The sequence below is a fragment of the Rhodopseudomonas sp. BR0G17 genome (assembly GCF_010907025.1).
GTDB classification, from domain to species: domain Bacteria; phylum Pseudomonadota; class Alphaproteobacteria; order Rhizobiales; family Xanthobacteraceae; genus Rhodopseudomonas; species Rhodopseudomonas palustris_H.
On sequence record NZ_QUML01000010.1, the window covers coordinates 124156 to 145297 of the forward strand.

General features: G+C 65.8%; 16 protein-coding genes. 9 read left to right on the forward strand and 7 right to left on the reverse strand.

Annotated features, from left to right (window positions below; all coding sequences use genetic code 11):
- Positions 1 to 258: 258 nt before the first annotated feature.
- The 3 genes from DY467_RS10550 (at position 259) to DY467_RS10560 (ending at position 2454) form a co-directional block, all read left to right on the forward strand.
- A complete protein-coding gene (locus DY467_RS10550; RefSeq protein ID WP_164635867.1) occupies positions 259 to 1866 on the forward strand; it encodes a Na+/H+ antiporter in 1608 nt (535 codons plus the stop codon).
- Positions 1867 to 1933: 67 nt separating this feature from the next.
- Entirely contained in the window at positions 1934 to 2164 is a 231-nt protein-coding gene (locus DY467_RS10555) for a hypothetical protein (RefSeq protein ID WP_164635869.1), read from the forward strand.
- A complete protein-coding gene (locus DY467_RS10560) occupies positions 2161 to 2454 on the forward strand; it encodes a type II toxin-antitoxin system RelE/ParE family toxin (protein ID WP_164635871.1) in 294 nt (97 codons plus the stop codon). Before DY467_RS10555 ends, DY467_RS10560 begins: the two co-directional genes overlap by 4 nt.
- Before the next feature lie 22 nt (positions 2455 to 2476).
- Here the strand turns inward: DY467_RS10560 and ispG are convergent, their stop codons facing one another.
- From ispG to DY467_RS10575, 3 genes are all read right to left on the reverse strand, one after another.
- Entirely contained in the window at positions 2477 to 3772 is a 1296-nt protein-coding gene (ispG, locus tag DY467_RS10565) for a flavodoxin-dependent (E)-4-hydroxy-3-methylbut-2-enyl-diphosphate synthase (RefSeq protein ID WP_164635873.1), read from the reverse strand.
- 13 nt (positions 3773 to 3785) lie between these two features.
- Positions 3786 to 4709 carry a DMT family transporter gene (locus DY467_RS10570; RefSeq protein ID WP_164635875.1) on the reverse strand — a complete coding sequence of 308 codons (924 nt, stop codon included), beginning with the start codon at positions 4707 to 4709 and terminating at the stop codon, positions 3786 to 3788.
- 164 nt (positions 4710 to 4873) lie between these two features.
- The gene (locus DY467_RS10575; RefSeq protein ID WP_107354042.1) at positions 4874 to 5362 is read right to left on the reverse strand and encodes a Fur family transcriptional regulator; all 489 of its coding nucleotides are present in this window, start codon (positions 5360 to 5362) and stop codon (positions 4874 to 4876) included.
- Between the two features lie 195 nt (positions 5363 to 5557).
- On the opposite strand from DY467_RS10575, the gene DY467_RS10580 reads away from it, so the two are divergent.
- The 3 genes from DY467_RS10580 to DY467_RS10590 are packed head-to-tail and all read left to right on the forward strand — an operon-like array spanning position 5558 to position 8771.
- Positions 5558 to 6043, forward strand: coding sequence for a MarR family winged helix-turn-helix transcriptional regulator (locus tag DY467_RS10580; protein ID WP_107342728.1), 486 nt, complete (start codon positions 5558 to 5560; stop codon positions 6041 to 6043).
- Positions 6036 to 7205 (forward strand): HlyD family secretion protein, encoded by a 1170-nt coding sequence (locus DY467_RS10585; RefSeq protein WP_164635877.1) that lies wholly within the window; start codon positions 6036 to 6038, stop codon positions 7203 to 7205. The genes DY467_RS10580 and DY467_RS10585 overlap by 8 nt, the downstream gene beginning before the upstream one ends.
- Before the next feature lie 3 nt (positions 7206 to 7208).
- Positions 7209 to 8771, forward strand: a complete 1563-nt coding sequence (locus tag DY467_RS10590; protein WP_107342726.1) for an MDR family MFS transporter — start codon at positions 7209 to 7211, stop codon at positions 8769 to 8771.
- Between the two features lie 168 nt (positions 8772 to 8939).
- On the opposite strand, the gene pcaF is transcribed toward DY467_RS10590, so the two are convergent.
- Positions 8940 to 10148 carry a 3-oxoadipyl-CoA thiolase gene (gene pcaF / locus DY467_RS10595; RefSeq protein ID WP_107354039.1) on the reverse strand — a complete coding sequence of 403 codons (1209 nt, stop codon included), beginning with the start codon at positions 10146 to 10148 and terminating at the stop codon, positions 8940 to 8942.
- A 176-nt stretch (positions 10149 to 10324) separates the two neighbouring features.
- On the opposite strand from pcaF, the gene mutS reads away from it, so the two are divergent.
- Complete coding sequence (gene mutS / locus DY467_RS10600) at positions 10325 to 13045, forward strand: DNA mismatch repair protein MutS (protein ID WP_164635879.1); 2721 nt, start codon at positions 10325 to 10327, stop codon at positions 13043 to 13045.
- 106 nt (positions 13046 to 13151) lie between these two features.
- Here mutS and DY467_RS10605 read toward each other — a convergent pair whose 3' ends face one another.
- The gene (locus DY467_RS10605) at positions 13152 to 14087 is read right to left on the reverse strand and encodes a peptidylprolyl isomerase (protein ID WP_164635881.1); all 936 of its coding nucleotides are present in this window, start codon (positions 14085 to 14087) and stop codon (positions 13152 to 13154) included.
- A 343-nt stretch (positions 14088 to 14430) separates the two neighbouring features.
- Between DY467_RS10605 and secA the strand changes: the two genes are divergently transcribed.
- A complete protein-coding gene (secA, locus tag DY467_RS10610) occupies positions 14431 to 17271 on the forward strand; it encodes a preprotein translocase subunit SecA (protein WP_164635883.1) in 2841 nt (946 codons plus the stop codon).
- A gap of 249 nt (positions 17272 to 17520) precedes the next feature.
- Here the strand turns inward: secA and DY467_RS10615 are convergent, their stop codons facing one another.
- A complete protein-coding gene (locus DY467_RS10615; protein WP_164635885.1) occupies positions 17521 to 18954 on the reverse strand; it encodes a L,D-transpeptidase family protein in 1434 nt (477 codons plus the stop codon).
- Between the two features lie 370 nt (positions 18955 to 19324).
- Positions 19325 to 20287, reverse strand: coding sequence for an acetyl-CoA carboxylase carboxyltransferase subunit alpha (locus DY467_RS10620; protein WP_107342720.1), 963 nt, complete (start codon positions 20285 to 20287; stop codon positions 19325 to 19327).
- A gap of 274 nt (positions 20288 to 20561) precedes the next feature.
- Between DY467_RS10620 and DY467_RS10625 the strand changes: the two genes are divergently transcribed.
- On the forward strand, positions 20562 to 21137 hold the full coding sequence (locus DY467_RS10625) for a cytochrome b (RefSeq protein WP_164635887.1): 576 nt from the start codon (positions 20562 to 20564) through the stop codon (positions 21135 to 21137).
- Positions 21138 to 21142: the final 5 nt, after the last annotated feature.

Below are 21142 nucleotides of genomic sequence, written 5' to 3' on the forward strand. Positions count from 1 at the left end.
CATCCGTTCTGATGACTGAGACTACCCCCATAACCTTGAACAAAACGCGGGGAGTATTGCCAAATGCATAATTACCTTCAGGCCGCCACAGCGACGGTAAATCGCTGGTTAGTTGAACAGCAGGCGTTTGAGACGAAAGTCGCACGTAGTGTTACGAAGAGCTGCGCCTGATGCGTAATCAGCTACCGCTTGACCGAACCAAGCTTCCGCGCGATGCAAGCATTTGCCGGCAAGCGCACTTGAGATCAGCGTGGTGACGTGGAAGCCAAGTTCCAGATTTTTCTGACGCTGCTCGCGGTGCTGGCCGGAACGGCGCTGCTGGCTCGGCGGGTCAACATCGCGCCGGCGATCCTGCTGCTGATCGCCGGCATCACGCTGGCCTTCATTCCCGGAATGCCGGCGATCGAACTGCCGCCGGACCTGATCCTGCTGCTGGTGCTGCCGCCGCTGATCTATTCGGCCAGCGTGGCGATGAGCTGGCGCGAATTCTGCGCCAATCTGCGCGCGATCGGCCTGCTCGCGATCGGCTGTGTGATCTTCACCGCCTTCGCGGTCGCGGCGGCGTCGCACTATCTGATCGGCCTGCCGTGGTCGGTCGGATTCCTGCTCGGTGCGATCGTCGCGCCGCCCGACGTGGTGGCGCCGCTGGCGATCGCCCGCAAGCTCGGCCTGCCGCGGCGCATCGTCGTGGTGCTGGAGGGCGAAGGGCTGGCCAACGATGCGACCGCACTGATCCTGTACCGCTTCGCGGTCGCGGCCATCATGACCGGCGCGTTCTCACTGACCAAAGCGTCAGGCACCTTTGTGGCGATCATGGCGGGCGAACTCGCCTTCGGCGTCGCAGTCGGCTGGCTCAGCCTGCGGGCGCGGCATTGGGTGCGCGACCCGCAGATCGAGATCACGCTGTCGCTGCTGACGCCGTACATCGCCTATTGGATTCCCGAGCATCATGGCGGCTCCGGCGTGATCGCCACCGTCGCCTGCGGCCTGTACATCTCGTGGAACGGCCCGCTGCTGATCTCGGCGGCGACCCGGCTGCAGGGCATCTTCTTCTGGGATCTGGTGATCTACCTGATCGAGGGGATGCTGTTCCTGCTCACCGGCTTCCAGCTCCGTGCGCTGCTGGAGCGGTCGAAGGAATTTGCCTTCGGCGACATCCTGTCGGCGACGCTGCTGGTCGCCGCGATCGTGATCGCCGCGCGCTTCATCTGGGTCTATCCGGCGTTCTATCTGCCGCGGTTTCTCAGCCGCCGCTTGCGGGCGAGCGATCCCTATCCGTCATGGCGCACGGTGTTCGTGATCGGCTTCACCGGCGTGCGCGGCGCGGTGTCGCTCGCCGCGGCGCTGGCGCTGCCTTACGCGTTGCCGAACGGCGAGACGTTTCCGTATCGCGATCTGATTCTGTTCGTCACCTTTGGGGTGATCCTGATCACGCTGGTCGGCCTCGGCCTGACGCTGCCCGCCGTAGTGAAGCTGCTCGGCGTCACCCGCGTCGGGCACCGGGAGCAGATCGCCGAGCACGACGACGAGATCACCGCCCGCCGCGAAGCTCTAGCTGCCGCGCAGGCATCGCTGAAGAAGATTACCGACAATCGTGAGCTGACCGACGAAGTGCTGAAGCTGCTGCACGCCCGGCACCAGACCCGCGCCAGCCTGCTGCCCGATCCGATCGGCTCACCAGAGCATGAGGCCTCGGCAGTCGGCATCGCCCTGGTACGCGAGCTGATCGCAGTCGAGCGCAAATTCATCCACGCCCAGCTCCGCGCCGGCAAGATTACCGACGAGGCGCGACGCCGGATCGAGCGCGACCTCGACCTCGAGGAGGCCAGTCTCGCCAACCGCGAAAGCGGACCGGCGCCGTTGTAAGGCCGTCATGCAGTGACCGGGCCGGCCGAATTCTGCCTGATCGTCGAAATCGTGCTAATCTGCACGCATGAAAAAACCTGAGCTGGAACTATTACTCGACCGGGTCTCGACGTGGCCTACGGCCGCCCAGCAGGACCTGCTGGATTCGATCGCCGAGATCGAGTCCCGCCACGATCTCATTTACCGGCTGAGCGATGGTGATCGGATTGCCGTCCAACGCGGACTAACGGACCTTCGAGAAAACCGGCTTGCCAGCGATGAAACGGTGGCCGCGCTGTTCAATCGCTTTCGGACATGAAGGTTCGCTGGTCCGACAACGCGGTCCATGAACTCGACGAGATCTTATCGTTCATTGCTGAGCGCAATGTATCCGCTGCCGAAGCGGTTGCCGACCTGATTTGGGAGCGAACACGCCTGCTGGGCGAGTTTCCTCTGGCCGGCCACAAGACCGATTTCACGCACGTCCGTGCGCTATCCGTCGTCCGCTATCCGTTCGTGATCTTCCACAAGGTGGACGACGCAAAGGATGAAGTCGTCATCCTCAGCGTCCGCCACACCGCAAGACACGACCCCACGCGCTCAGCATAAGAGCGCGAACCGGGGCCGGGACTTACTCCGCCGCCGGCACCATCTGGGCAGCGCCGGGATTCGGCGTCGCGCCGTAGCGCTGCTCGATGTAGTCGATCACCAGCGCCTTGAAGTCGGCCGCGATATTCTCGCCGCGCAAAGTGCGGAATTTCTCGCCGTCGACGAACACAGGAGCCGCCGGGGTTTCGCCGGTGCCGGGCAGCGAGATGCCGATATTGGCGTGCTTGCTTTCGCCGGGACCGTTGACGATGCAGCCCATCACCGCGACGTTGAGGTTCTCGACGCCCGGATAGCGGCTGCGCCATTCCGGCATCTCGTCGCGGATGAAGTCCTGGATCGAACGCGCCAGTTCCTGGAAGGTCGTGGAGGTGGTGCGGCCGCAGCCGGGGCAGGCCGCGACCAGCGGCACGAAGGTGCGGAAGCCCATGGTCTGCAGCAGTTCCTGCGCGACCTGGACCTCACGGGTGCGGTCACCGCCGGGCTCAGGGGTGAGCGAAATTCGGATGGTGTCGCCGATACCCTGCTGCAGCAGGATGCCGAGTGCCGCCGACGACGCCACGATGCCCTTCGAGCCCATGCCGGCTTCGGTGAGGCCGAGATGGATCGCGTAGTCGGAGCGCGAGGCCAGATCCTGGTACACGGCGATCAGGTCCTGCACCGCCGAGACCTTGGCGGACAGGATCATCTTGTTCTTGGGCAGGCCGATCTCTTCGGCGCGCGCGGCCGACAGCAGCGCCGACTGCACCATCGCCTCACGGGTGACGGCGCGGACGTCGCGTGGATCGGCGGACGCGGCGTTCTCGTCCATCAGCTTGGTGAGCAGCTCCTGGTCGAGCGAGCCCCAATTGGCGCCGATGCGGACCGCCTTGTTGTTCCGAATCGCAATCTCGACGATGTCGGCGAACTGCGTGTCACGCTTGTTCTTGAAGCCGACATTGCCCGGATTGATCCGGTACTTGTCGAGCGCCTCGGCGCAGGCCGGATATTCGGCGAGCAGCTTGTGGCCGATGTAATGGAAGTCGCCGATGATCGGCGTGGTCAGGCCGAGCTTGCGGATGCCGTCGCGGATGTGCGGGACGGCGGCGGCCGCCTCCTCGCGATCCACGGTGATCCGGACCATCTCCGAGCCGGCCCGGGCCAGCGCGGCGATCTGCTTGATGGTACCCTCGATGTCCGCGGTGTCGGTATTGGTCATCGACTGAACGACGATCGGGGCACCGCCGCCGACGGCCACATCGCCGACCATGACCTGGGTGGTTTGGTGCCGCGGCGCGGGGCCGGCGACGTCGTCTCGCAGCGGATTTTCGAGCTTGTTCATGGCGGTCCGAATATCAGGTTTTGGTGACATTCAGCAATGGATCGTTGGGTGCAGGAACTGGCGCCGGCCGGTTCACGAGATAGAGACCGGCGATCACCAGCACCGCCGCGGCGCCGAATGCCGGGGTCAGCGGGTCGTGCATGATCAGATAGCCGGCCGCCACCCCGAATAAAGGGGTAATGAAGGTGAAAGCCGACAATTTGCTGGCCGAATAGGTCTTCACCAGCCCGAACCAGAGCAAAAATGTCAGTCCGACCACCCAGATGGTCTGATAGGCCATCAGCCCGAGCGACAGCGTCGAGGGCATTTTAGTGATGGTTTCGCCCGACAGCAGCGCCGCGCCGGTCAAAATCGGCACCGACATCGCCACCTGGTAGGCCAGCCCCTTCTCGGCCGGAGCCCGCTGCAACCGGGTCCCCTTGACGATCAGGGTGGTGGCGGCCCACAGGGCACCGCCCCCGACCAGCATCAGATCGCCGAGCAGAACGCTGGCGTCGACATCGGCCTGCGGCACCCCGATCGCCAGCGCCACCCCGGCAAAGCTCAGCGCCAACCCGGCCCATTGCTGCCGGCGCAGCCGCTCGCCGAGCAGCCGGTACGAGCCGAGCGCGACGAAGAACGGCGCGGTGTACAGGAACACGACCGCGCGCGACGCCGTGGTCAGCGTCAGGCCGTGATAGATCAGCACGAATTCCAGTCCGAACAGCACCCCGGCGAACAGCCCGGCGCGCAGCGTACCGTCGCGCTGGAACAGCTTCACCCGGCGCGATTTCGCGATAATCAAGATCACGATCAGGGCGCCGGCCGACCGGATCGCCGCCTGCAGGAACGGCGGAATATCCGGCAGCACCAGCTTCACGGCGATCTGGTTGAAGCCCCACGACAGGCAGCACAGCAGCATCAGCGCGATCGCGCCGGCGCTCAGCGGACGTCCCATGGTGCCGCTCACCGCAGCGGTCGCGGGGGCTTCATGATCAGGCGCGCGGGAATCGCCGGGGTCCGGCGTGACGTCTTGACCGACATGGTGCCTCCGGCTTTTCGCCGTGTTGTGGCGGGCGCTGGCGCGCCACGCTCCTCCCATGGATCAAGGCGTAAACTGCGTCAGGCGGCTTGGCAATGGCCGCACACGCCGGTGATCTCGACCACCGACATCTTCGGCGTGAACCCGGTCTGACGAGCGGCTTCGTTGAGGCGCTGCGTCACTTCGGAGGCCGGGACCTCGGCGACCGAGCCGCAACATTCGCAGATCAGGAACGCGACGGTGGCAGCGTCGTCGTGATCGTGGCCGCAGGCCAGGAACGCATTGCGGCTCTCGATCCGGTGCACCAGCCCGTTCTGCATCAGGAAATCGAGCGCCCGATACACCGTAATCGGCGCCGGACGCGGCATGTCCCGGGCCAGTTCCTCGATCACCTCATAGGCGCCGAGCGGCCGATGGCTGGACAGTAGTGCGCGCAACACCTGGCGGCGGATCGGCGTGAGGTTTTGCGAGCGGCCGGCACAGACCCGCTCGGCGTGTTCCAGACCTTCGGCGGAGCAGCGGTCGTGATCGTGCCCCGGCGCGGGGAAGGTCGGCTTCAATGCGGTCATCGGGCCCATCACACTCACGCGCCGGCCAACCGGGCCGGCTCATGTTCGAGCAACATCCTACACCGGGGCCGCGTTCAAGTCTCGCGACCGACCCAGGTTTGAGAGGCATGCGCAATTCGGATTTGTCGTATGCGAATCGGCGCCTTGAGAAATAATAAGCTTGCTTATCTTATGCAAAGCTTAGGAGGCGGCGCCATGACCCGGGGTCCGGAGGACCAGAACTTCATCTTTGCCTTTGCCGAGGTGCAGCGCCTGATGCGCGCCTATGCGGACAGGCAGGCCTCCCGGCACGGCATCACCCGCGCCCAATGGGCGGTGCTGGCCAAGGTGGAACGCGCCGAGGGGCTGAAGCAGTCCGAACTCGCCGAACAGATGGAACTGCAGCCGATCACCCTGACTCGGCTGATCGACAAGCTGTGCGACCACGGCTGGCTGGAACGCCGTAGCGACGACAGCGACCGGCGCTGCAAGCGGCTGTACCTGCGCGAAGCCGCGCGGCCGCTGCTCGGCAAGCTCGCCGGCCTCCGCGCCGAACTCACCGACACCGCGCTCGCCGGCCTGACGCCGGAAGATGCCCAGCGCCTGGTGCGGCAGATGCAGATCATCAAGGAAAACTTGCGTGGCGCGATCCAACAGCACTGCCACCGCGAAGAAAAACGACGGGAGGAGCACTATGGCTGAACCGGCCCTGAAATTTCCGACCGAGCAGAAGGAGCCTTCGGCCGCCCCGTCCGTCGCCGCGAGCGGCGGTCCGCGTCGCGGCCTCGGCGGCACGCTGCGTCGCTATCGGCGGCCGCTGCTGCTGGTCGTGCTGCCGATGGTGGCGCTAATCGGCGGCATCACCTTCTATCTGGAGGGCGGCCGCTACGTCACCACCGACGACGCTTATGTCGGCGCCCAGAAGGTGCTGATCACGCCGGACGTCGCCGGCAAGATCGTCGAAGTGACCGTCAAGGAAGGTCAGCGCGTCCAGCCCGGCGACGAGCTGTTCCAGATCGATCCGGTGCCGTTCCGCCTCGCGGTGGCGCAGGCCCAGGCCAAGCTCGCCGACGCCAAGACCAGCCACGCCAATCTGGTCGCCAACGTCAAGTTGTACGGCCAGACCATCGACCTGGTGAATGCCGGCATCGCGCTGAAGCAGCGCGACGTCGAGCGCAAGACCTCGCTGGTGCAGAGCCGCGCCGGCTCGCAGCTCGATCTCGACAACTCCACCGCTGCGCTGGTGACCGCGCAGGCGCAGCTGCAGCTCGTCAAGCAGCAGCAGTCGACCGCACTCAACCAACTGCTCGGCGATCCCGAACTGCCGCTCGAGAAATTCCCCGCCTACGCCCAGGCCAAGGCGGCGCTCGACGACGCCGAACGTAACCTGCGGCTGTCGACGGTGCGGGCGCCGATGAGCGGCACCGCCACCCAGGTCGACAACATTCAGCTCGGCCGTTTCGTCGCCGCCGGAACGCCGGTGTTCAGCGTGATCGACACGACGCAGCCGTGGGTCGACGCCAATCCGAAGGAAAGCGACTTCACCTATGTGGCGGTCGGCCAGACCGTGACGCTCGATGTCGATGCCTTCCCGGATCATCAGTTCAAGGGCCGGGTGTCGTCGCTGTCGCCGGGCACCGGCGCGCAATTCGCGGTGCTGCCGCCGCAGAACGCCACCGGCAACTTCGTCAAGGTGGTGCAGCGAGTGCCGCTACGGATCACGCTCGACGAGACCGATCCGATGATCAAGCGGCTGAAGGCCGGCATGAGCGTCAACGTCGCGATCGACACCCACCACCGCCGGTCGCTGGCCGGCCTGTTCGGCTTCGGCCGCGCCGCCGCGGCCCAGCCGGAGCACAACTAACCGATGGCGGGCGCGGCACAATCTCACGCGGTCCCCGGCTTCCGCCGGAACATGGTGACGATCTGCGCCATGACCGCGACGATCATGCAGGCGCTCGACACCACGATCGCCAACGTCGCGCTGCCCTATATGCAGGGCTCGCTCTCCGCATCGCAGGACCAGATCAACTGGGTGCTGACCTCCTACATCGTCGCCGCCGCGATCATGACGGCGCCGGTCGGCTGGATCGCCAACCGGTTCGGCCGCAAGCGCATCTTCATCATCTGCTCGGCCGGCTTCACGATCGCGTCGGTGATGTGCGGGCTCGCCCAGGACATCACCCAGATGGTGCTGTTCCGGCTGCTGCAGGGGGTGTTCGGCGCGGCGCTGGTGCCGCTGTCACAGGCGGTGATGCTGGACAGCTACGCGCTGCACGAGCGCGCAAAGGCGATGTCGATCTGGGGCATGGGCGTGATGATGGGGCCGATCATGGGCCCGTCGCTCGGCGCCTGGCTGACCGAGACCTATTCCTGGCACTGGGTGTTCTTCGTCAACCTGCCGTTCGGCGCCATCACGGTGCTGGGCCTGGCGATGTTCATGGACGAGACCGACAAGAACCACGAACTGCGGTTCGACTGGTTCGGCTTCGCGGCGCTGGCGGTCGGCATCGGGGCGATGCAGCTCGCGCTCGACCGCGGCGAGCAGCTCGACTGGTTCAACTCGCCGGAGATCATCATCGAGTCGATCATCTCGGTGGTCGGGTTCTACTACTTCTTCGCCCACTCCTTCACCACCGAGCGTCCCTTCATCCAGTTCGCGATCTTCAAGGACCGCAACTTCGTCGGCGGCGTGGTGTTCATGACCGTGATGGGACTGGTGCTGTTCTCCACCATGGCGCTGTCGTCGCCGTTCCTGCAGAACGTCGAAGGCTACCCGATCATGACCGCCGGCCTGCTACTCGCCTCGCGCGGCTGCGGCACCTTCGTGGCGATGATGATCGTCGGGCGGATCATGCGCTACATCGAGGCCCGCACCTTGATCGCCACCGGCCTGTCGCTGACCTGCGCGTCGCTCTACGTGATGACCGGCTGGACCGACCAGACCAGCGTGTCGAGCGTAGTGGTCACCAGCATCATTCAGGGCTTCGGCTTCGGTCTGGTGTTCGTGCCGCTGTCGACGGTGGCATTCATGACGCTGCCTGGGCAGCTCCGCACCGACGGCACCGCGATGCTGACGCTGGTGCGCAATGTCGCCAGCTCGGTCGGAATTTCGGTGGTGATCGCCAAACTCTCGTCGGGCACCACCACGGCGCACGCGATCCTCACCGAGCACATCAACCCGTTCAACGACGCGCTGCAGATGCCCAACGTCACCGGCATGATCGATCTGTCGACCACCACCGGCAAGGCGATGATGGACGCGATCGTCACCATGCAGGCGCAGATCATCGCGTTCTCGCACGACTACGCGATGGTGATGTTCCTGACCGCCGCCGCCGTGCCGATGGCGATCATCATCGGCTCGACCAAGGCCGCGCTGCGCAAGCAGAGCGAAGCCGCGGCCGATCATGCCGCGGTGATGGAGTAGCTCTTCCCCTCTAGCGGTGCGAGGTAGATCACGGGGACGCCGCCCCACACCCCAGCGTCATGCGCGGGCTTGACCCGCGCATCCATCGCGCGCCGAGCCCGCCTCACGAAAGCATTTGCGAAGAGGATGGACTGCCGGGTCAAGCCCGGCAGTGACGTAACATCTTCTTTAGTTCACCTTCTCGATCGCCATCGCGACGCCCTGGCCGACGCCGACGCACATCGTGGCGAGCGCGAGTTTGCCGCCGCGCTTTTCCAGGCCGTGCACCGCGGTCAGCGCCAGGCGGGCGCCGCTCATGCCGAGCGGGTGGCCGAGCGCGATCGCGCCGCCGTGCGGATTAACGAAGTCGGCGTCGTCCTGAACGCCGAGCTGGCGCAGACAGGCGATGCCCTGGCTGGCGAACGCCTCGTTCAGCTCGATCAGGTCGAAGTCGCTGATCTTGAGCCCGAGCCGTTCCATCAGCTTGCGGGTCGCCGGCACCGGGCCGATGCCCATGATCCGCGGCGGCACCGCGGCCGAGGCGAGGCCCAGAATCTTGGCGCGCGGCGTCAGACCGTATTTCTTCACCGCGGCCTCCGAGGCAATCAGGAGCGCCGCGGCGCCGTCATTGACGCCGGAGGCGTTGCCGGCCGTCACGGTGCCCGGATTGCGCACGATCGGCTTCAGCTTGGCGAGGCCTTCCAGCGTGGTTTCGGGACGCGGATGCTCATCCTTGTCAACCGTGATCGGGCCAGCCTTGCCGCCCGCATAGGTCACCGGCGCGATCTCTTCGGCGAAGTAACCGGCCGCGATCGCCGCACCCGCGCGCTGCTGGGAGCGGATCGCGAACGCGTCCTGGTCGGCGCGCGAGATCTGGAATTCTTCGGCGACGTTCTCGCCGGTCTCCGGCATCGAGTCGACGCCGTATTGCTGCTTCATCAGCGGATTGATGAAGCGCCAGCCGATCGTGGTGTCGAAGATATCGGCGGTGCGGGCGAATGCTTCGGTCGCCTTGCCCTGCACGAACGGAGCACGGGTCATCGACTCGACGCCGCCGGCGATCGCCAGATCGATCTCGCCGCCGCGGATCGCGCGGCCCGCCGCACCGACCGCATCAAGGCCGGAGGCGCACAGCCGGTTGAGGGTCTGTCCGGGCACAGAGTCCGGCAGGCCCGCCAGCAGCGCGGCCATGCGGGCGACGTTGCGGTTGTCTTCGCCAGCCTGATTGGCGCAGCCGAAGAACACCTCGTCGACCGCGCTCCAGTCCATGTCGGGATGCTTGGCCATCAGCGCCTTGATTGGCACCGCCGCGAGATCGTCGGTCCGGACCTTGGCGAGAGAGCCGCCGTAACGGCCGATCGGGGTGCGCACCGCGTCGCAGACAAACACGTCGGCCATCGAAACTCTCCCTATTTTGCCGATCCGGGCTGGGGCGCCGGACTTGAAGCCGGGTTGTAGGAAGCGCCGCCGAACAGGTCAATCCGCCGCAGGCTGGCGCGCACCCGGTTGAAACCCGTGCATGGCTCGCCGCCCGAGGTAGGAACGAAGGTGCGATTTTTGCTATGCATCGGGCCATGACCATCCGCCCCGACATCGCTCTGCCGCCCGACGCCGCTCCGCCTCCGGAAGCGCCCGCCAAAATGTCGCCGATGATGGAGCAGTACCACGAGATCAAGGCCGCAAATCCGGGTCTGTTGCTGTTCTACCGGATGGGCGATTTCTACGAACTGTTCTTCGACGACGCCGAGATTGCCGCACGCGCACTCGGCATCACGCTGACCAAGCGCGGCAAGCATCTCGGGCAGGATATCCCGATGTGCGGCGTGCCGGTGGAGCGTGCCGACGATTATCTGCACCGGCTGATCGCGCTCGGTCACCGCGTCGCGGTGTGCGAACAGACCGAAGATCCGGCAGCGGCACGCGCACGCAAGAGCGTGGTGCGGCGCGACGTGGTGCGGCTGATCACGCCGGGCACGCTGACCGAAGACACCCTTCTCGACGCCCGCGCCAACAACTACCTGCTGGCGATCGCGCGCGCCCGCGGCTCGGCCGGCGCTGATCGCATTGGCCTCGCCTGGATCGACATTTCAACCGGCGAATTCAACGTCACCGAATGTTCGACCGCCGAGCTCGCCGCGACGCTGGCGCGGATCAATCCAAACGAAGCGATTGTGCCGGACGCGCTGTACAGCGACACCGAGCTGGCTCCGACGTTGCGCGAACTCGCCGCCGTCACGCCGCTGACGCGCGATGTGTTCGATTCCGCCACCGCCGAGCGGCGGCTGTGTGATTACTTCGCGGTCGCCACCATGGACGGCCTCGCCGCGCTGTCGCGGCTGGAAGCGACCGCCGCCGCGGCCTGCGTGACGTATGTCGATCGCACCCAGCTCGGCAAACGCCCGCCGCTGTCGCCGCCGTCGCGCGAAGCCGCCGGCACCACGATGGCGATCGATCCTGCGACCCGCGCCAATCTCGAACTCACCCGCACGCTCGCCGGCGAGCGCCGCGGCTCGCTGCTCGATGCGATCGACTGCACCGTCACGGCTGCCGGCTCGCGCCTGCTCGCGCAGCGGCTGGCCGCGCCGCTGACCGATGCGGCGGCCATCGCAAGGCGGCTCGACGCGGTCGAAGCCTTCACGGCGGATTCGGGACTGCGCGAACAGATCCGCAGCTCGCTGCGTGCGGCGCCCGACATGGCGCGTGCGCTGGCGCGGCTGTCGCTCGGCCGCGGTGGCCCGCGCGACCTGGCGAACTTGCGCGATGGCATCCGCGCCGCCGACGAGGTGCTGGCGCAGCTCGGCCAGCTCGCCACGCCGCCGCAGGAGATCGCGAGTGCGATGACGGCGCTGCAGCGCCCCTCACGCGGCCTGTGCGCCGAGCTCGGCCGTGCGCTCGCCGACGATCTGCCGCTGCTCAAACGCGACGGCGGCTTCGTGCGCGAAGGCTATGAGCCGGCGCTCGACGAGACCCGCAAGCTGCGCGACGCCTCGCGGCTGGTGGTGGCCTCGATGCAGGCGCGCTACGCCGACGACACCGGCATCAAGGCGCTGAAGATCCGGCACAACAACGTGCTCGGTTACTTCGTCGAAGTCTCGGCGCAGCACGGCGACAAGCTGATGGCGCCGCCGCTGAACGCCACCTTCATCCATCGCCAGACGCTGGCTGGCCAGGTGCGGTTCACCACCGCCGAACTCGGCGAGATCGAAGCCAAGATCGCCAATGCGGGCGATCGCGCACTCGGGCTCGAGCTGGAAATCTTCGACCGCCTCGCGGCGATGATCGATGCGGCCGGCGAAGACCTGCGCGCCGCCGCGCACGCGTTCGCACTGCTCGACGTCGCCACCGCGCTCGCCAAGCTCGCCAGCGACGACAACTACGTCCGACCGGAGGTCGACGAGTCGCTCAGCTTTGCGATCGAAGGCGGCCGGCATCCGGTGGTCGAGCAGGCGCTGAAAAAGGCCGGCGAGCCGTTCATCGCCAATGCCTGCGACCTCTCGCCCGGCCCGGCGCAGACCAGCGGTCAGATCTGGCTGCTGACCGGCCCGAACATGGCCGGTAAGTCGACCTTCCTGCGACAGAATGCGCTGATCGCGCTGCTCGCCCAGGTCGGCAGCTTCGTGCCGGCGAGCCGGGCGCGGATCGGCATCGTCGACCGGCTGTTCTCGCGCGTCGGCGCCGCCGACGATCTCGCCCGCGGCCGCTCGACCTTCATGGTCGAGATGGTGGAGACCGCCGCGATCCTGAACCAGGCGTCCGAGCGGGCGCTGGTGATCCTCGACGAGATCGGCCGCGGCACCGCGACGTTCGACGGCCTGTCGATCGCCTGGGCGGCGATCGAGCATCTGCACGAACAAAACAGATGTCGTTCGCTGTTTGCCACGCACTACCATGAGCTGACCGCGCTGTCGGCCAAGCTGCCGCGGCTGTTCAATGCCACGGTGCGGGTCAAGGAATGGCGGGGCGAGGTGGTGTTCCTGCACGAGGTGCTGCCGGGCTCCGCCGACCGCTCCTATGGCATCCAGGTCGCCAAGCTGGCCGGCCTGCCGCCCTCGGTGGTGACGCGCGCCAAGGCGGTGCTGGCCAAGCTCGAAGCCAACGACCGCGGCCAGCCCAAGACTCTGATCGACGACCTGCCGCTGTTTGCGATGACGGCCCGCGCACCGGCCGAGGCCGCGCCGCCGAGCGAGGCGGAGCAGCTGATCGAAGCCGTCAAGGCGCTGCATCCGGACGAGATGACCCCGCGCGAAGCGCTGGACGCGCTGTACGCCCTGAAGGCCAAGCTGCCACAATCGTAGGATGGGTTGGCTCATGCGAACCCATCCTACGAACTGAACCGCACCCGATCACGAAAAATGGCCGGGACAAGCCCGGCCATTTCGACAATCAACTCATTGAAAAGACTTACTTCTTGGCCGGCGCCGGGGTGGCAGGCTTCGCCGCATCCGCCGGCTTGGCGGCATCCGGCTTCGCAGCCGCGTCGGGCTTGGCGGCCGGCTGGTCCAGCCGCTCGATCTTGGCGGCCTGGCGCAGCTTGCTGACGTAGTCCGACTGCGCCTTGCGGGTGACGTACTGCTCGATCTGCGCCTTGACCTGATCGAAGCTCGGCGGCTTGCGGTTGCGCTTCTCTTCGACCTTGATGATGTGCCAGCCGAACTGGGTCTTGATCGGATCGGAGATCTTGCCCGGCTCCAGCGCGAACGCCGCGGCGGAGAATTCCGGCACCATCTGGTCCTTGGTGAAGAAGCCGAGGTCGCCGCCGTCGGACGCACCCGGGTCCTTGGACTTCTTCTTCGCCAGCTCGGCGAAGTCGGCACCCTTCTTCAGCTCTTCGGCGACCGCCTTGGCCTCATCCTCGGTCTCGACCAGGATGTGGCGGGCGTGAACTTCCTGCTCGCCGGAGATCTGCTTGGCGGCTTCGTCATAAACCTTCTTCATCGCCTCGTCGGTGGTCGCGGCCTTGCCTTCGGCGGCGAGCACATCGTCCATCAGCAGACGGTTACGGGCGAAATCCAGGCGCTTCTTGAAATCCGCGTTGTCCTGGATCTTCTTGTCCTCGGCTGCCTTGGCGACGATCTTCATGTCGATCAGGAAGGCGAGCACGTTTTCCTTCCGGGTCGCGGGATCGAGCTGGGCGAGGCTCGGGCCGAGCTCCTGCTCGGCAAGGTCGACGTCGCTCTGGCGGATTTCGGCGCCATTGACCTTGGCGAGCACGGGGTTCGCATCCTGGGCGCGCGCAGCCGGCGCGGCCAGCAGCGCAAATGCGAGACAACCTGTCACAGCCGCGCTGATGAGGCCGGCGCGCAGGCCGGATGAGACTGCGTTGGACGCAGGTGTCATGGAAAATCCTTGTCTTGAAAGCCGGGGTGTCGGGGCGGCGGAACAGTCACCCAATCGCGGTGCCTTGGCAACGCGAAAACTCTGTCAAAATGATGAAATCCTTGAAAGGCGGGCGCGTTGACAACCCTCAGGCCCAGCCATATCTGTGCCGCCACAGGCTCGGGTCGGGCGGTCGTCGCGCGACCGCACCCTGGGCAGCCGGCCCTCGGATTGCTGGATTACCAAGTCATTTCGCGCGCGCACCTGTATCCTGATAGGTGCCTGAGCGTCACGATGAGTTGATAGTGGCTCGAGCGAACGGCATCAAGGCTGCGAAGTCACACCGCAACAACAGGAAGCTGGCATGATCGGCGCGCTCGCCCGCAAACTCTTCGGCTCCGCTAACGACCGCAGGGTCAAGGGCTACCAGACGCGGGTTGCCGCGATCAATGCGCTCGAACCGGAACTGGCCGCGCTGTCCGACGAGGCGCTGCGCGCCCGTACCGCTGAATTCCGCGCCGAGCTCGCCAACGGTAAGACCCTCGACGACCTGCTGGTACCGGCGTTCGCCACTGTCCGCGAAGCCGCCAAGCGCACGCTCGGCCAGCGCCACTTCGACGTTCAGCTGATCGGCGGCATGGTGCTGCACGAAGGCGACATCGCCGAGATGAAGACCGGCGAAGGTAAGACCCTGGTCGCGACGCTCGCCGTGTACCTCAACGCACTCGCCGGCAAGGGCGTCCACGTCGTCACCGTCAACGATTACCTCGCCAAGCGCGACTCCGGCTGGATGGGCCAGATCTACGGCTTCCTCGGCATGACCACCGGCGTGATCGTGCACGGGCTCGACGACGCCCAGCGCCAGGCGGCCTATGCTTGCGACATCACTTACGGCACCAACAACGAATACGGCTTCGACTATCTGCGCGACAACATGAAGTACCGGCTGGAGGACATGGTCCAGCGCGGGCACAATTTCGCGATCGTCGACGAAGTCGACTCGATCCTGATCGACGAAGCCCGGACCCCGCTGATCATTTCCGGTCCGCTCGACGACCGTTCGGACTTCTACAACACCATCGACACCTTCATTCCGCGGCTCGACAAATCGGACTACGACGTCGACGAAAAGCAGCGCACCGTGACGCTGACCGAAGCCGGCATGGAGAAGATCGAGACGCTGCTGCGCGACGCCGGCCAGCTTCGCGGCGAGTCGCTGTACGACGTCGAAAACGTCTCGGTGGTGCACCACGTCAACCAGGCGCTGCGCGCCCATGCGCTGTTCCAGCGCGACAAGGACTACATCGTCCGCAACGACGAGGTGGTGATCATCGACGAATTCACCGGCCGCATGATGCAGGGCCGGCGCTATTCGGAAGGCCTGCACCAGGCGCTGGAAGCCAAGGAGCACGTCACCGTCCAGCCGGAAAACCAGACGCTGGCGTCGATCACCTTCCAGAACTACTTCCGGATGTACGACAAGCTCGCCGGCATGACCGGTACGGCGGCCACCGAGGCCGACGAGTTCTTCGACATCTACAAGCTCGAAGTGGTCGAGATTCCGACCAACCTGCCGATTGCCCGTCTCGACGAAGACGACGAGGTGTATCGCACCCAGCAGGAGAAGTACGCCGCGATCCTCGCCGAGGTCGAGCGCGCCAACAAGCGGATGCAGCCGGTGCTGGTCGGCACCGCCTCGATCGAAAAGTCCGAGGTGCTGGCCGAGTATCTGAAGAAGAACGGCTACAAGCAGATCGACTTCACCGACCCGAAGGGGATGGACAAGCTGTACGCCGCCGCCCGCGCCGGCAAGCCGGCCAAGCTGTTCGCGGTGTTGAACGCGCGCTTCCACGAGCAGGAGGCCTATATCGTCGCCGAAGCCGGCGTGCCCGGCGCGATCACCATCGCCACCAACATGGCCGGCCGCGGTACCGACATTAAGCTCGGCGGTTCGCTGGAGATGCGGATTCAGCAGGAAGCCGCGCACATCACCGACGAAGCCGAGCGGGCGGCGAAGATCACCGAGATCAAGGCCGACATCGAGCGCTTCCGCGACATCGTGTTGAAGGCCGAGGACGAAATCGAAATCGAGCCCGCCAAGGGCAACAAGCCGGCCAAAACCGCCAAGCGCCCCGGCGGCCTGTACATCATCGGCTCCGAACGCCACGAGAGCCGCCGTATCGACAACCAGCTGCGCGGCCGTTCCGGCCGTCAGGGCGACCCGGGCCGCTCGAAGTTCTTCCTGTCGCTGGAAGACGACCTGATGCGAATCTTCGGCTCCGACAAGCTGGACACCATGCTGACCCGCCTCGGCCTGAAGGAAGGCGAGGCGATCATCCATCCGTGGATCAACAAGGCGCTGGAAAAGGCGCAGCAGAAGGTCGAGGCGCGCAACTTCGACATCCGCAAGAACCTGCTGAAATTCGACGACGTTCAGAACGACCAGCGCAAGGTGATCTTCGATCAGCGCATCGAGCTGATGAAGGAAGACAGCGTGGCCGAAACGGTCGCCGACATGCGCCACACCTACATCGAGGACCTGGTCGCCAAATACGTGCCCGAGCACGCTTATGCCGAGCAGTGGGACGTCGCTGGGCTGAAGGCCGAGGTCGAGCGCGTGGTCGGCCTCGACATTCCGGTCGACGAATGGGCCAAGGAAGAGGGCATCGCCGACGAAGAGCTGATCACGCGGCTGGAGCGGGTGTTCGACGAACATATGGCCGCAAAGGTCGGTCAGTGGGGCGCGGACGTGATGCGCTACGCCGAGAAGAGCATCCTGCTGCAGACCCTCGACCATCTGTGGCGCGAGCATCTGGTGATGCTCGATCACCTGCGTCAGGTGATCGGCCTGCGCGGCTACGGCCAGCGCGATCCCTTGCAGGAGTACAAGTCCGAAGCCTTCAATCTCTTCCAGGAGATGAGCTCGCACCTGCGCGAGGCGGTGACGGCGCAGCTGATGCGGGTCGAGATCATTCCGCCGGATCAGCCGCAGGAATTGCCGCCGATGGAGGTCCACAAAATGGACCCTGATACCGGCCAGGACGAGATGGCGCTGGCCAGCGTCACGCTGGCGCCGGCGCAGCCTACCGACAAGGCGGACCGCGATCCGAACAAGCCCGAGACCTGGGGCAAGGTCGGCCGCAACGAGGACTGCCCGTGCGGAAGCGGCAAGAAGTACAAGCACTGCCACGGCCGCTACGCCTAAGCGCGGCGAAGCAGATCAAGACACTCAGCGATGCCCGGCCTCACCGCCGGGCATTTTGCTGTTTGATGTCTGAAGAATCGGCCGCCGCAGCCGTCATTCCGGGGCGCGCAGCAAAGCTGCGCGAACCCGAAATCAGAGGTTGTTGAAATCCTGCCGGTGCTCGGCACGGCGAGATTCCGGGTTCGCTCGCTGACGCGAGCGCCCCGGAATGACTGGCCGATGGACTTTGCTAAAGAAGGGCGAGCCGCCTCAGCGGAACGCCGAGAACCGGCTGTCGAACGAGTTCGACGACACCACCGGCGCGCCGCCGGAGATCATGCCGGACGGCCTGGCGGGGGCCGACGAGGTGGTTTCGGCATCGACGCTAGGCTTCAGCGGCGGCCGCGACGCGGCGGCCTGCTTGGTTTCGGCAGCCTTCGGCGCGGCACCTTGCGGACGCGGCGCCGGCTCGTGGCGCGCCGCGGTGCTAGCCGGCGCAGACGGCGCCGGCCGGGCGGCCGCGGTGGATTCGCCAAGCTTGTGGCTGCCAGCGAGCAGTCCGCCGATGTCGTCCTTCGACGCCGAGGCGACGCGTGCCTTCGCGGCGGATGCATTCGGTTCCGCCGGAGCGGCGACCAGCAGATTATCCGAGGGACGCGGCGGATTGACCGTCGGCGGAATGGTGCCGGGCGCGCGATCGAACGAGGCGACCGACAGCGACTTGTCCTCGGGCACTTCCGACAGGCCGGTCGAGGCATCCGGAATCTTCGAGGCGAACACGTGGTTCATGCCGCCGTCGATGCCGGTGTTCAGCCGGGCCACCGGGGTGCCCTTGGCGACCAGCTCGGCGATCTTGATGTTGTCCTGCTTGTCCTTCTCGCGCACCGCCTCGGCGATGTCGGGACGGATCTCGTAGGTCGGACACTTGGCCGAGGCGTTGAACTGCAACGGCCTGCTCGAGCCGGGCGGCGGCGCGGCATCGAACACGTATTTATGCTCGCAGAAGTCGACCTTCGGCTCCTGCCGGGTGACTTCGAAATGGTCGTAGCCTTCCTTCAGCATCTTCCAGAACGGCATGTTCGGGTTGTTGCGATGCTTGGCGAAGTTCACCGGCGTCATCTTGAACGGATAGGCCTGCAGCTGGAACGCGCGCTGGCCGCCGAAGAACGACTCGCGCCCCAGCGCGTAGATCTCGGCGATCTGCTCGTCGGTCATCGCGTAGCAGCCGCGCGACGAGCAATCGCCGTGCACCATCAGCTGCGAGCCGGTGCGGCCGAGCGACTTGTCGAACGCGTTCGGATAGCCGGTGTTGAACGATAGATAGTACGAGGACTGCGGGTTCATCTGGCCCGGAGAGATCGAATAGAATCCCTCGGGTGCCTGACGATCGCCTTCGCGGATCTTCGGACCCAAATCGCCGGACCAGCGGCAGATCGGATAGGACTTCAGCAGTTGGAAAACGCCGGTGCGGTCCTGCTTCCAGACCTCGAGCTCGGCTTCCTGCTTGAACAGTCGCACCAGGATCGGCGACTGCAGGTCCATGTTCTTTTCCTGCATCGCCGCGACCAGCTTGGGCGGCACCGGCTGATTGGCCTTGGCATTGGTCGCCAGCGCCATCTGATCGCTGTTGCAGCCGGCGAGCAAAGGCATCGTCGCGAGCGCAGCTGTCAGCATCAGCGCGCGTACAAGCGGGCTTTTCGTCACCACGAAGCTCCCCCGACGACCGGCAAACCCGCACCCCACATTCGAGCTATCCAGTCGTCCAGCTTCCGCGCGGCCATCTCCGGCACCGGATCTTGCAAGATCCGGCGGATTCGACCGCTCGCATTTACCAAACTCTGCACCGCGTTGGCCCCAAACCACTGGGGCCGTGTGCAGTCTGCCAAGATTATCCTTAAGCCCTTGGGGTCGCAAGCCGATCAGGCCGGCGGCGGGGCGGTCCGGAGATCATGGTCAAGGAACATTGAATCGCCGGCGCGCGGCGAAACTGCGGCCGAGCGCCGAATTTCGAACCAGCGGTGCGGATTTGGTTAAGATTTGATCAATTCGCCGGACCGGCAGCGACCGGTCCCGATCAGGCCAGCTTGCGGCCGATATCGAGGAATTTCTGCCGGCGCTGGGCGCGGATCGCATCGCGGCCCTGGCCTTTCAGCTCGGCAAAGGCGGCCGCAATCGCATCGCCGGCGGTGGCGATCATCGCCTCCGGATCGCGATGGGCGCCGCCCTTCGGTTCGGCCAGGATCTGGTCGATCACGCCGAACCTCAGCAGGTCCTGGGCAGTGATCTTCATCGAATTCGCCGCTTCCTGCGCCTTGGTGCCGTCGCGCCACAGGATCGAGGACGCCGCTTCGGGCGAGATCACGCTGTAAACCGCGTGTTCGAGCATCAGCACCTTGTTGGCGGTGGCGATCGCGATCGCGCCGCCGGAGCCACCCTCACCAATCACTAACGCGACGTTCGGCACGCCGAGCTGCAAGCAAGCGTCGGTCGAGCGGGCGATCGCCTCGGCCTGGCCGCGCTCCTCAGCGCCGATGCCCGGATAGGCGCCGGCGGTGTCGACCAGCGACAGCACCGGCAGGTCGAAACGGTCAGCCATTTCCATCAGCCGCACGGCCTTGCGATAGCCTTCCGGCCGCGCCATGCCGAAATTATGCCGGAGCCGGGTTTCGGTGGTCGAACCCTTTTCCTGGCCGATGACGCAGACGGCTTCGCCGCGGAAGCGGCCGAAGCCGCCCACCAGCGCTTCGTCGTCGCCGAACTTGCGGTCGCCGGCCAAAGGCGTGAACTCGGTGATCAGACCTTCGATGTAATCGACGCAGTGCGGCCGCTGCGGATGACGCGCGACCTGGGTCTTCTGCCACGGCGTCAGCGCCGCATAGAGATCCTGCAGCGCCTGCTGCGCTTTCTCTTCGATCTTCTCGATTTCCTCGTGGATGTCGCTGCCGGAGGCCGCGAGCGTGCGCAGTTCGTCGATCTTGGAATCGAGTTCCGCCACCGGCTTTTCGAAGTCGAGATAGCTGCGCATGGGCCCGGACATGACTTTGGCGATATGGGGAGGAAAGCTGCGGCCGATAGGGCCGCCCGGCTTTTCAAGCCATCCGGGAGCCAAGTCAAGCGGCTGGGACAACTGCCGCAGCGCCGGATCGTGCACCAGCCGGCGCGGCTCGCGCCGGTCGGGAGGCCGGCAGCCGGCGGTTGAACCGCAGAAGCGCTGCCGGCTGCGGTCGAAATCGATGACGCTTCGGTAAGTTGATTTTCACTCGCCGATCTGATGGCTCGGCACCGCCCCTGCCCTAGCCAGAAAGTCCAACATGACCGCCTTAGACGACGCTCCCATCTCGACCGATCGCTTCATGTTCGGGCGCGCGCAGCGCTGGCTGCACTGGTCGATGGCGCTGCTGATCTTCGCGGCGATCGGGCTCGGAATTGTGTCGGCCTACTATCCGTCAGGCCAGCAGCCGCGGCAGGGTTTGCTCGAACTGCACAAATCGATCGGCTTCACCATCCTGGCGCTGCTCATCGTCCGCATCGTATGGCGGCTGGTCAGCGGCGAGCCGCCGTATCGGCAACCGCTCGGACATCTCACCGAAATGGCGGCGCGCGCCGGCCATCTGGCGCTCTACGGCCTGATGCTGTTCATGCCGCTCAGCGGCTATCTGTTCTCCGGCGCCGGCGGCTATTCGCTGCCGTGGTTCGGACTATTTCAATGGCCGCGCTTGGTGCCGCGCGATCACGCCCTCTCCGAATGGGGCCAGATGCTGCATGACCGCGGCGCCTGGGTGCTGGGCGCGGTGCTGGCAGTGCATCTCGGCGCGGTGTGCTGGCATCAGTTCGTCAAGCGCGACGAAGTGCTGTCGCGGATGACCGGCCGGGCTTCCGAAAGCTAGCGCGG